Source organism: Escherichia sp. MOD1-EC6098 (genome assembly GCF_002965865.1).
GTDB lineage: Bacteria > Pseudomonadota > Gammaproteobacteria > Enterobacterales > Enterobacteriaceae > Escherichia > Escherichia marmotae.
This window is the reverse complement of sequence record NZ_PTSN01000033.1, coordinates 1-11,903: the sequence shown is the minus strand read 5'-3', so window position 1 is coordinate 11,903 and position 11,903 is coordinate 1. Positions and strand designations below refer to the sequence as shown.

16 protein-coding genes are annotated in these 11,903 nt (G+C 56.1%); all 16 read left to right on the top strand.

Features of this window, described 5'->3' with window-relative positions:
• Positions 1-5 precede the first annotated feature (5 nt).
• On the top strand, positions 6-338 hold the full coding sequence (locus C0K55_RS23475; protein WP_000201478.1) for a head decoration protein: 333 nt from the start codon (positions 6-8) through the stop codon (positions 336-338).
• A 55-nt stretch (positions 339-393) separates the two neighbouring features.
• Positions 394-1,419: a major capsid protein gene (locus C0K55_RS23470; RefSeq protein WP_000118192.1), complete on the top strand. Its 1,026-nt coding sequence runs from the start codon at positions 394-396 to the stop codon at positions 1,417-1,419.
• 41 nt (positions 1,420-1,460) lie between these two features.
• The gene (locus tag C0K55_RS23465; RefSeq protein ID WP_000158882.1) at positions 1,461-1,856 is read left to right on the top strand and encodes a DNA-packaging protein FI; all 396 of its coding nucleotides are present in this window, start codon (positions 1,461-1,463) and stop codon (positions 1,854-1,856) included.
• Positions 1,857-1,867: 11 nt separating this feature from the next.
• Positions 1,868-2,221, top strand: coding sequence for a head-tail joining protein (locus C0K55_RS23460; protein ID WP_000752965.1), 354 nt, complete (start codon positions 1,868-1,870; stop codon positions 2,219-2,221).
• An 11-nt stretch (positions 2,222-2,232) separates the two neighbouring features.
• Positions 2,233-2,811, top strand: coding sequence for a phage tail protein (locus tag C0K55_RS23455; RefSeq protein WP_001398561.1), 579 nt, complete (start codon positions 2,233-2,235; stop codon positions 2,809-2,811).
• Complete coding sequence (locus C0K55_RS23450; protein WP_000683129.1) at positions 2,808-3,203, top strand: phage minor tail U family protein; 396 nt, start codon at positions 2,808-2,810, stop codon at positions 3,201-3,203. Before C0K55_RS23455 ends, C0K55_RS23450 begins: the two co-directional genes overlap by 4 nt.
• Before the next feature lie 7 nt (positions 3,204-3,210).
• On the top strand, positions 3,211-3,951 hold the full coding sequence (locus C0K55_RS23445; protein ID WP_001301125.1) for a phage tail protein: 741 nt from the start codon (positions 3,211-3,213) through the stop codon (positions 3,949-3,951).
• A gap of 15 nt (positions 3,952-3,966) precedes the next feature.
• Positions 3,967-4,389, top strand: a complete 423-nt coding sequence (gpG, locus tag C0K55_RS23440; RefSeq protein WP_000479207.1) for a phage tail assembly chaperone G — start codon at positions 3,967-3,969, stop codon at positions 4,387-4,389.
• Positions 4,371-4,805 (top strand): phage tail assembly protein T, encoded by a 435-nt coding sequence (locus C0K55_RS23435; protein ID WP_000459481.1) that lies wholly within the window; start codon positions 4,371-4,373, stop codon positions 4,803-4,805. Before gpG ends, C0K55_RS23435 begins: the two co-directional genes overlap by 19 nt.
• Entirely contained in the window at positions 4,798-7,377 is a 2,580-nt protein-coding gene (locus C0K55_RS23430) for a phage tail tape measure protein (protein WP_105266736.1), read from the top strand. The genes C0K55_RS23435 and C0K55_RS23430 overlap by 8 nt, the downstream gene beginning before the upstream one ends.
• A complete protein-coding gene (locus C0K55_RS23425) occupies positions 7,374-7,703 on the top strand; it encodes a phage tail protein (protein WP_105266735.1) in 330 nt (109 codons plus the stop codon). Before C0K55_RS23430 ends, C0K55_RS23425 begins: the two co-directional genes overlap by 4 nt.
• A complete protein-coding gene (locus C0K55_RS23420; RefSeq protein WP_097339479.1) occupies positions 7,703-8,401 on the top strand; it encodes a phage minor tail protein L in 699 nt (232 codons plus the stop codon). Before C0K55_RS23425 ends, C0K55_RS23420 begins: the two co-directional genes overlap by 1 nt.
• A 147-nt stretch (positions 8,402-8,548) precedes the next feature.
• Entirely contained in the window at positions 8,549-9,568 is a 1,020-nt protein-coding gene (locus C0K55_RS23415) for an IS110 family transposase (RefSeq protein ID WP_000878012.1), read from the top strand.
• 280 nt (positions 9,569-9,848) lie between these two features.
• Positions 9,849-10,592 (top strand): C40 family peptidase, encoded by a 744-nt coding sequence (locus C0K55_RS23405; protein ID WP_047611134.1) that lies wholly within the window; start codon positions 9,849-9,851, stop codon positions 10,590-10,592.
• Entirely contained in the window at positions 10,589-11,161 is a 573-nt protein-coding gene (locus tag C0K55_RS23400) for a tail assembly protein (RefSeq protein ID WP_000847666.1), read from the top strand. Before C0K55_RS23405 ends, C0K55_RS23400 begins: the two co-directional genes overlap by 4 nt.
• A gap of 60 nt (positions 11,162-11,221) precedes the next feature.
• The coding region (gene gpJ, locus C0K55_RS23395) for a TipJ family phage tail tip protein (protein WP_105283443.1) at positions 11,222-11,903 on the top strand (682 nt) is incomplete at its 3' end.

Genomic DNA, 11,903 nt, shown 5'->3' with positions numbered 1-11,903 from the left:
CAGTTATGGCGACAAAAGAAGAGTTTAACCATTACCAGCCGCTGGGTAACAGTGATCCGGCTCATACAGCAATTGCGCCTGGCGGATTGAGTGCGAAAACGCCTGCAATGACCCCGCTGATGCTGGATGGCACTACCCGTAAGCTGGTTGTGTGGGATGGCACCACCGACGGTGCAGCCGTTGGCATTCTGGCGGTTGCTGCTGACCAGACCAGCACCACACTGACGTTCTACAAGTCCGGCTCGTTCCGTTATGAGGATGTGCTCTGGCCGGAGGCTGCCAGCGACGAGACGAAAAAACGGACCGCGTTTGCCGGAACGGCAATCAGCATCGTTTAATCTTCCCCTTCATCAACAAAGGCCGCCTGTGCGGCTTTTTTTATGGAAATAATTTATGTCTGTATATACAACTGCAGAATTACTGGCATCGACCCAGCATCACTTTAAGTTCGATCCGCTGTTTCTGCGCCTGTTTTTCCGTGAAACCTATCCTTTCACCACGGAAAAAGTCTATCTCTCACAAATTCCGGGACTGGTAAACATGGCGCTGTACGTTTCGCCGATTGTTTCCGGTGAGGTTATCCGATCCCGTGGCGGCTCCACCTCTGAATTTACGCCGGGTTATGTCAAACCCAAGCATGAGGTGAATCCGCAGATGACCCTGCGTCGCCTGCCGGATGAAGATCCGCAGAACCTGGCTGACCCGGCTTACCGTCGTCGCCGTATTATTCGGCAGAATATGCTGGATGAAAATCTGGCGATTGCCCAGGTCGAAGAGATGCAGGCAGTTTCTGCCGTGCTTAAGGGCAAATACACCATGACCGGTGAAGCCTTCGATCCGGTTGAGGTGGATATGGGCCGCAGTGCGGCGAATAACATCACGCAGTCCGGCGGCACGGAGTGGAGCAAGCGTGACAAGTCCACGTATGACCCGACCGACGATATCGAAGCCTACGCGCTGAACGCCAGCGGTGTGGTGAATATCATCGTGTTTGATCCGAAAGGCTGGGCGCTGTTCCGTTCCTTCAAGGCCGTCAGGGAGAAGCTGGATACCCGTCGCGGCTCTCATTCCGAGCTGGAGACAGCGGTAAAAGACCTGGGCAAAGCGGTGTCTTATAAGGGAATGTATGGCGATGTGGCCATCGTCGTGTATTCCGGACAGTACGTGGAAAACGGCGTCAAAAAGAACTTCCTGCCGGACAACACGATGGTGCTGGGGAACACTCAGGCACGCGGTCTGCGCACCTATGGTTGCATTCAGGATGCGGACGCACAGCGCGAAGGCATTAACGCCTCTGCCCGTTACCCGAAAAACTGGGTGACCACCGGCGACCCGGCGCGTGAGTTCACCATGATTCAGTCAGCACCGCTGATGCTGCTGGCTGACCCTGATGAGTTCGTGTCTGTACAACTGGCGTAATCATGGCCCTTCGGGGCCATTGTTTCTCTGTGGAGGAGTCCATGACGAAAGATGAACTGATTGCCCGTCTCCGCTCGCTGGGTGAACAACTGAACCGTGATATCAGCCTGACGGGGACGAAAGAAGAACTGGCGCTCCGTGTGGCAGAGCTGGAAGAAGAGCTTGATGACACGGGCGACACTGCCGGTCAGGATACCCCTCTCAGCCCGGAAAATGTGCTGACCGGACATGAAAATGAGGTTGTATCAGCGCAGCCGGATACCGTGACTGATACGGCTGATCTGGTCACGGTTGTGGCACTGGTGACGCTGCATACTGATGCACTTCACGCCACGCGGGATGAGGCTGTGGCATTTGTGCTGCCGGGAACGGCGTTCCGTGTCTCTGCCGGTGTGGCAGCTGAAATGACAGAGCGCGGCCTGGCCAGAATGCAATAACGGGAGGCGCTGTGGCTGATTTCGATAACCTGTTCGATGCTGCCATTGCCTGCGCCGATGAAACGATACGCGGGTACATGGGAACGTCAGCCACCATGACATCCGGTGAGCAGTCCGGTGCTGTGATACGTGGTGTTTTTGATGACCCTGAAAATATCAGCTATGCCGGACAGGGCGTGCGCGTTGAAGGCTCCAGCCCGTCCCTGTTTGTCCGGACTGATGAGGTGCGGCAGCTGCGGCGCGGCGACACGCTGACCATCGGTGAGGAAAACTTCTGGATAGACCGGATTTCGCCGGATGATGGCGGAAGCTGTCATCTCTGGCTTGGGCGGGGCGTACCGCCTGCCGTTAACCGTCGCCGCTGAAAGGGGGATGTATGGCCATAAAAGGTCTTGAGCAGGCCGTTGAAAACCTAAGCCGTATCAGCAGAACGGCGGTGCCCGGTGCCGCCGCAATGGCCATTAACCGCGTTGCTTCATCCGCGATATCGCAGTCGGTGGCACAGGTTGCCCGTGAGACAAAGGTACGCCGGAAACTGGTAAAGGAAAGGGCCAGGCTGAAAAGGGCCACGGTCAAAAATCCGCAGGCCAGAATCAGGGTTAACCGGGGGGATTTGCCCGTAATCAAGCTGGGTAACGCGCGGGTTGTCCTTTCCCGCCGCAGACGTCGTAAAAAGGGGCAGCGTTCATCCCTGAAAGGTGGCGGCAGCGTGCTTGTGGTGGGAAACCGTCGTATTCCCGGCGCGTTTATTCAGCAACTGAAAAATGGCCGGTGGCATGTCATGCAGCGTGTGGCCGGGAAAAACCGTTACCCCATTGATGTGGTGAAAATCCCGATGGCGGTGCCGCTGACAACGGCGTTTAAACAGAATATTGAACGGATACGGCGTGAACGTCTTCCGAAAGAGCTGGGCTATGCGCTGCAGCATCAACTGAGAATGGTAATAAAGCGATGAAACATACTGAACTCCGTGCAGCCGTACTGGATGCACTGGAGAAGCATGACACCGGGGCGACGCTTTTTGATGGTCGCCCCGCTGTTTTTGATGAGGCGGATTTTCCGGCAATTGCCGTTTATCTCACCGGCGCTGAATACACGGGCGAAGAGCTGGACAGTGATACCTGGCAGGCGGAGCTGCATATTGAAGTTTTCCTGCCTGCTCAGGTGCCGGATTCAGAGCTGGATTCGTGGATGGAGTCCCGGATTTATCCGGTGATGAGCGATGTCCCGGCACTGTCAGATTTGATCACCAGTATGGTGGCCAGTGGCTATGACTACCGGCGCGACGATGATGCGGGCCTGTGGAGTTCAGCCGATCTGACTTATGTCATTACCTATGAAATGTGAGGACGCTATGCCTGTACCAAATCCAACAATGCCGGTGAAAGGTGCCGGGACCACACTGTGGGTTTATAAGGGGAACGGTGACCCTTATGCGAACCCGCTTTCAGACGTTGACTGGTCGCGTCTGGCAAAAGTTAAAGACCTGACGCCCGGCGAACTGACCGCTGAGTCCTATGACGACAGCTATCTCGATGATGAGGATGCGGACTGGACTGCGACCGGGCAGGGGCAGAAATCTGCCGGAGATACCAGCTTCACGCTGGCGTGGATGCCCGGAGAGCAGGGGCAGCAGGCGCTGCTGGCGTGGTTTAATGAAGGTGATACCCGTGCCTATAAAATCCGCTTTCCGAACGGCACGGTCGATGTGTTCCGTGGCTGGGTCAGCAGTATCGGTAAGGCGGTGACGGCGAAGGAAGTGATCACCCGCACGGTGAAGGTCACCAATGTGGGACGCCCGTCGATGGCTGAAGATCGCAGTACGGTGACGGCGGCAACCGGCATGACGGTAACGCCAGCCAGTGCGTCCGTAGTGAAAGGGCAGAGCACCACGCTGACCGTGGCATTCCAGCCGGAAGGCGTAACCGACAAGAGCTTCCGTGCGGTGTCTTCGGATAAAACAAAAGCCACCGTGTCGGTCAGTGGTATGACCATCACCGTGAACGGCGTTGCCGCAGGCAAGGTCAACATTCCGGTTGTATCCGGTAATGGTGAGTTTGCTGCGGTTGCAGAAATCACCGTCACCGCCAGCTAATCCGGAGAGTCAGCGATGTTCCTGAAAACCGAATCATTTGAATATAACGGCGTGACCGTCACGCTTTCTGAACTGTCAGCCCTGCAGCGTATTGAGCATCTTGCCTGGTTGAAAGAGCAGGAAAAAAAGGCTGAATCCAGCGGCAACCTGCAGGTGTCTGTAGAGGATCTTATCAGAGGCGGGGCGTTTCTGGTGGCGATGTCTCTGTGGCATAACCATCCGCAGAAGACAAAGCTGCCGTCCATGAATGAAGCCATTACGCAGATTGAGCAGGAAGTGCTTACCACCTGGCCCACGGAGGCAATTGCTCAGGCTGAAAACGTGGTGTTACGTCTGTCCGGAATGTCTGAGTTTGTGGTGAATAATTCCCCTGAACAGGCAGATGACGCCGGGCCTGCAGAGCCTGTTTCTGCGGGAAAGTGTTCGACGGTGAGCTGAGTTTTGCCCTGAAACTGGCGCGTGAGATGGGGCGACCCGACTGGCGCGCCATGCTTGCCGGGATGTCATCCACGGAGTATGCCGACTGGCACCGTTTTTACAGTACCCATTATTTTCATGATGTTCTGCTGGATATGCACTTTTCCGGGCTGACGTACACCGTGCTCAGCCTGTTTTTCAGCGATCCGGAGATGCATCCGCTGGATTTCAGTCTGCTGAATCGGCGCGAGGCTGACGAAGAGCCTGAAGATGATGTGCTGATGCAGAAAGCGGCAGGGCTTGCCGGAGGCGTTCGTTTTGGCCCGGACGGGAATGAAGTTATCCCCGCTTCCCCGTATGTGGCGGACATGACGGAGGATGACGTAATGCTGATGACAGTATCAGAAGGGATCGCAGGAGGAGTCCGGTATGGCTGAACCGGTAGGCGATCTGGTCGTTGATTTAAGTCTGGATGCGGCCAGATTTGACGAGCAGATGGCCAGAGTCAGGCGTCATTTTTCCGGTACGGAAAGTGATGCGAAAAAAACAGCGGCAGTCGTTGAACAGTCAATGAACCGGCAGGCGCTGGCTGCACAGAAAGCGGGGATTTCCGTCGGGCAGTATAAAGCTGCCATGCGTATGCTGCCTGCGCAGTTCACCGACGTGGCCACGCAGCTTGCAGGGGGGCAGAATCCGTGGCTCATCCTGCTGCAACAGGGTGGTCAGGTGAAGGACTCCTTCGGCGGGATGATCCCCATGTTCAGGGGGCTTGCCGGTGCGATCACCCTGCCGATGGTTGGTATCACTTCGCTGGCGGTGGCGACCGGTGCGCTGGCGTATGCCTGGTATCAGGGTGACTCAACCCTGTCCAATTTCAATAAAACGCTGGTCCTTTCCGGTAATCAGGCGGGACTGACGGCAGATCGTATGCTGGCCCTGTCCAGAGCCGGGCAGGCGGCAGGGCTGACGTTTAACCAGACCAGCGAGTCACTGACGGCGCTGGTGAATGCCGGTGTGCGTGGTGGTGAGCAGTTTGAGGCAATCAGCCAGAGTGTGGCGCGTTTCTCCTCTGCATCCGGCGTGGAGGTGGACAAGGTCGCTGAAGCCTTCGGGAAGCTGACCACTGACCCGACGTCTGGGTTGACGGCGATGGCGCGCCAGTTCCATAACGTGACGGCGGAACAGATTGCGTATGTTGCTCAGTTGCAGCGTTCCGGCGATGGGGCCGGGGCATTGCAGGCGGCGAACGAGGCCGCAACGAAAGGGTTTGATGACCAGACCCGTAAACTGAAAGATAACATGGGTACGCTGGAGACCTGGGCAGACAAGACTGCACAGGCATTCAAATCCATGTGGGATGCGGTGCTGGATATTGGTCGCCCGGACTCCTCTGCAGATATGCTCGCCAAAGCTGAAAAGGCTTTTGATGAAGCGGATAAAAAATGGCAGTGGTATCAGAGCCGAAGCCACCGGCGCGGTAAAACGTCAGCATTTCTTGCCAATCTCCGGGGGGCATGGGAGAAGAGAGAGAATGCGCGACTTGGGCTTTCAGCCGCCACGTTGCAGGCCGATCTTGAAAAGGCCAGTGAGATGGCAGCAAAAGATCGGGCCGAGTCTGAGGCATCACGGCTGAAATATACCGAAGAGGCGCAGAAGGCTTACGAACGCCTGCAGACACCGCTGGAGAAATATACCGCCCGCCAGGAGGAACTGAATAAGGCACTGAAAGACGGAAAAATCCTGCAGGCAGATTACAACACGCTGATGGCGGCGGCGAAAAAGGACTATGAAGCGACGCTGAAAAAGCCGAAGCAGTCCGGCGTGAAAGTGTCTGCGGGCGATCGTCAGGAAGACAGTGCTCATGCTGCCCTGCTGACGCTTCAGGCAGAACTCCGGACACTGGAGAAGCATGCCGGAGCGAATGAGAAAATCAGCCAGCAGCGCCGGGATTTGTGGAAGGCGGAAAGTCAGTTCGCGGTACTGGAGGAGGCGGCGCAACGTCGCCAGCTGTCCGCACAGGAGAAATCCCTGCTGGCGCATAAAGATGAGACGCTGGAGTACAAACGCCAGCTGGCTGCACTTGGCGATAAGGTCACGTATCAGGAGCACCTGAACGCGCTGGCGCAGCAGGCGGATAAATTCGCACAGCAGCAACGGGCAAAACGGGCAGCCATTGAGGCGAAAAACCGGGGGCTGACTGACCGGCAGGCAGCGCGGGACGCCACGGAACAGCGCCTGAAGGAACAGTATGGCGATAATCCGCTGGCGCTGAATAGCGTCATGTCAGAGCAGAAAAAGACCTGGGCGGCTGAAGACCAGCTTCGCGGGAGCTGGATGGCAGGCCTCAGGTCAGGCTGGAGTGAGTGGGAAGAGAGCGCCACGGACAGTATGTCGCAGGTTAAAAGTGCAGCCACGCAGACCTTTGATGGTATTGCACAGAATATGGCGGCGATGCTGACCGGCAGTGAACAGAACTGGCGCAGCTTCACCCGTTCCGTGCTGTCCATGATGACAGAAATTCTGCTTAAGCAGGCAATGGTGGGGATTGTCGGGAGTATCGGCAGCGCCATTGGCGGGGCTGTTGGTGGCGGCGCATCCGCGTCAGGCGGTACAGCCATTCAGGCCGCTGCGGCGAAATTCCATTTTGCAACCGGAGGATTTACGGGAACCGGCGGCAAATATGAGCCAGCGGGGATTGTTCACCGTGGTGAGTTTGTCTTCACGAAGGAGGCAACCAGCCGGATTGGCGTGGGGAATCTTTACCGGCTGATGCGCGGCTATGCCACCGGCGGTTATGTCGGTACACCGGGCAGCATGGCAGACAGCCGGTCGCAGGCGTCCGGGACGTTTGAGCAGAATAACCATGTGGTGATTAACAACGACGGCACGAACGGGCAGATAGGTCCGGCTGCTCTGAAGGCGGTGTATGACATGGCCCGCAAGGGTGCCCGTGATGAAATTCAGACACAGATGCGTGATGGTGGCCTGTTCTCCGGAGGTGGACGATGAAGACCTTCCGCTGGAAAGTGAAACCCGGTATGGATGTGGCTTCGGTCCCTTCTGTAAGAAAGGTGCGCTTTGGTGATGGCTATTCCCAGCGAGCGCCTGCCGGGCTGAATGCCAACCTGAAAACGTACAGCGTGATGCTTTCTGTCCCCCGTGAGGAGGCCACGGTACTGGAGTCGTTTCTGGAAGAGCACGGGGGCTGGAAATCCTTTCTGTGGACGCCGCCTTATGAGTGGCGGCAGATAAAGGTGACCTGCGCAAAATGGTCGTCGCGGGTCAGTATGCTGCGTGTTGAGTTCAGCGCAGAGTTTGAACAGGTGGTGAACTGATGCAGGATATCCGACAGGAAACACTGAATGAATGCACCCGTGCGGAGCAGTCTGCCTGCGTGGTGCTCTGGGAAATCGATCTGACAGAGGTCGGTGGAGAACGTTATTTTTTCTGTAATGAGCAGAACGAAAAAGGTGAGCCGGTCACCTGGCAGGGGCGACAGTATCAGCCGTATCCCATTCAGGGGAGCGGTTTTGAACTGAATGGCAAAGGCACCAGTACGCGCCCCACGCTGACGGTTTCTAACCTGTACGGTATGGTCACCGGGATGGCGGAAGATATGCAGAGTCTGGTCGGCGGAACGGTGGTCCGGCGTAAGGTTTACGCCCGTTTTCTGGATGCGGTGAACTTCGTCAACGGAAACAGTTACGCCGATCCGGAGCAGGAGGTGATCAGCCGCTGGCGCATTGAGCAGTGCAGCGAACTGAGCGCGGTGAGTGCCTCTTTTGTACTGTCCACGCCGACGGAAACGGATGGCGCTGTTTTTCCGGGACGTATCATGCTGGCCAACACCTGCACCTGGACCTATCGCGGTGACGAGTGCGGTTATAGCGGTCCGGCTGTCGCGGATGAATATGACCAGCCAACGTCCGATATCACGAAGGATAAATGCAGCAAATGCCTGAGCGGTTGTAAGTTCCGCAATAACGTCGGCAACTTTGGCGGCTTCCTTTCCATTAACAAACTTTCGCAGTAAATGTAATGAACGCATCCCCAATCATCAAATCCGGAGCGCGGTGATGGATGGGGAGAATATCGGGAAGGTGTGGAACCTGGCAGATTTCCGGCATCATAGTGCCCAATACGGGATGCAGAAAGCTCCCTCAGACTGGAGACTCCACAAATGAAATATACACCGGTTGGCGTTGATATCGCAAAACATCTGATTCAGGTTCACTTCATTGATGAGAACACAGGTGACGTGGTGGATAAGCAACTTCGCAGAAGAGATTTTCTGGAATATTTCAGCAACCGGGAGTCATGTCTGATTGGTATGGAGGCCTGTGGAGGCTCTCAGCACTGGGCACGGGAACTGACAAAGCTGGGGCATAAAGTCCGGTTGTTGCAGGCCCGCTTCGTTAAGGCATTTGTCATGGGCAATAAGAATGACGTGATGGATGCACGGGCTATCTGGATGGCAGTTCAGCAGCCAGGTAAAGAAATCGCCGTCAAAACAGAAGAACAACAGTCAGTGCTGGTTTTGCACCGTTCCCGCAGACAATTGGTTAAGTTCCGCACCATGCAGATTAATTCTCTGCACGGCACGCTCCTGGAATTTGGTGAAACAATTCACAAAGGTCGGGCAGCAATGGAGCGGGAGTTCCCTGAAGCACTGGAGCGAATGAAAGAGAGATTGCCACCGTATCTCATTACTGTGCTGGAAAACCAGTACAACCGACTGAATGAGCTGGACTCACTGATAGAGGATATTGAAAAACAGCTTACCAGCGTGGCGAAACAGAATGAGACCTGTAAGCGGTTGCTGGATATTCCCGGCGTTGGGCCACTTATTGCGACGGCAGCTGTGGCCACCATGGGGGAAGCATCAGCGTTTAAATCAGGGCGAGAGTTCGCGGCTTATGTTGGTCTGGTGCCAAGACAGACTGGCTCAGGAGGGAAAATCCGCCTGCTGGGGATAAGCAAACGTGGTGATACATATCTGCGAACCCTGTTTATCCATGGCGCAAGGGCGGCAGCATTACTGACCAAAGAACCTGGTCTGTGGATAACCGAACTGAAAAAACGTCGTCCGGTCGGCGTGGCAACCGTCGCCATGGCAAACAAGCTGGCACGAACAGTGTGGGCAATAGCCGCACATGGACGTAAATACGATAAAGAATACGTCAGTATCAGGTCATATTAATCACTGATACCGATAAACGATGAATTCTTAATAAAAAGGCGAATGCTGAAAGGTTGCTCTGGCGACCAGTGTGATGACAAAGACAGGTAAGACCGGGACTCACTAAACCTGAATGGGGTTTTGGGCTTGAAGCCCGCGCAGTAAATGAGGTGTGAGTCAGCGAATTACATAGGGGCTCGCAGCTTTATGGCTGCAATAAAGCCGGATATAAAGCTGCAACCTACCGTCAATGTCAAAACAATGGAAGCTGTGCAAAACGGGATGCGTTCATATAAATCCCATGACAGAGACAGAATCAGCGATTCTGGCGCACGCCCGGCGATGTGCGCCAGCGGAGTCGTGCGGCTTCGTGGTGAGAACGCCGGAGGGGGAAAGATATTTTCCCTGCGTGAATATTTCCGGTGAGCCGGAGGCGTATTTCCGTATGTCGCCGGAAGACTGGCTGCAGGCAGAAATGCAGGGTGAGATTGTGGCGCTGGTCCACAGCCACCCCGGTGGTCTGCCCTGGCTGAGTGAGGCCGACCGGCGGCTGCAGGTGCAGAGTGATTTGCCGTGGTGGCTGGTCTGCCGGGGGACGATTCATAAGTTCCGCTGTGTGCCGCATCTCACCGGGCGGCGCTTTGAGCACGGTGTGACGGACTGTTACACACTGTTCCGGGATGCTTATCATCTGGCGGGGATTGAGATGCCGGACTTTCATCGTGAGGATGACTGGTGGCGTAACGGCCAGAATCTCTATCTGGATAATCTGGAGGCGACGGGGCTGTATCAGGTGCCGTTGTCAGCGGCACAGCCGGGCGATGTGCTGCTGTGCTGTTTTGGTTCATCGGTGCCGAATCACGCCGCAATTTACTGCGGCGACGGCGAGCTGCTGCACCATATTCCTGAACAACTGAGCAAACGAGAGAGGTACACCGACAAATGGCAGCGACGCACACACTCCCTCTGGCGTCACCGGGCATGGCGCGCATCTGCCTTTACGGGGATTTACAACGATTTGGTCGCCGCATCGACCTTCGTGTGAAAACGGGGGCTGAAGCCATCCGGGCACTGGCCACACAGCTCCCGGCGTTTCGTCAGAAACTGAGCGACGGCTGGTATCAGGTACGGATTGCCGGGCGGGACGTCAGCACGTCCGGGTTAACGGCGCAGTTACATGAGACTCTGCCTGATGGCGCTGTGATTCATATTGTTCCCAGAGTCGCCGGGGCCAAGTCAGGTGGCGTATTCCAGATTGTCCTGGGGGCTGCCGCCATTGCCGGATCATTCTTTACCGCCGGAGCCACCCTTGCAGCATGGGGGGCAGCCATTGGGGCCGGTGGTATGACCGGCATCCTGTTTTCTCTCGGTGCCAGTATGGTGCTCGGTGGTGTGGCGCAGATGCTGGCACCGAAAGCCAGAACTCCCCGTACACAGACAACGGATAACGGTAAGCAGAACACCTATTTCTCCTCACTGGATAACATGGTTGCCCAGGGCAATGTTCTGCCTGTTCTGTACGGGGAAATGCGCGTGGGGTCACGCGTGGTTTCTCAGGAGATCAGCACGGCAGACGAAGGGGACGGTGGTCAGGTTGTGGTGATTGGTCGCTGATGCAAAATGTTTTATGTGAAACCGCCTGCGGGCGGTTTTGTCATTTATGGAGCGTGAGGAATGGGTAAAGGAAGCAGTAAGGGGCATACCCCGCGCGAAGCGAAGGACAACCTGAAGTCCACGCAGTTGCTGAGTGTGATCGATGCCATCAGCGAAGGGCCGGTTGAAGGTCCGGTGGATGGATTAAAAAGCGTGCTGCTGAACAGTACGCCGGTGCTGGACACTGAGGGGAATACCAACATCTCCGGTGTCACGGTGGTGTTCCGTGCCGGTGAGCAGGAGCAGACACCGCCGGAGGGGTTTGGATCCTCCGGCTCCGAGACGGTGCTGGGTACGGAAGTGAAATATGACACGCCGATCACCCGCACCATTACGTCTGCAAACATCGACCGTCTGCGCTTTACCTTCGGTGTACAGGCACTGGTGGAAACCACCTCAAAGGGTGACAGGAATCCGTCGGAAGTCCGTCTGCTGGTTCAGATACAACGTAACGGTGGCTGGGTGACGGAAAAAGACATCACCATTAAGGGCAAAACCACCTCGCAGTATCTGGCCTCGGTGGTGGTGGGTAGCCTGCCGCCGCGCCCGTTTAATATCCGGATGCGCAGGATGACGCCGGACAGCACCACAGACCAGCTGCAGAACAAAACGCTCTGGTCGTCATACACCGAAATCATCGATGTGAAACAGTGCTACCCGAACACGGCACTGGTCGGCGTGCAGGTGGACTCGGAACAGTTCG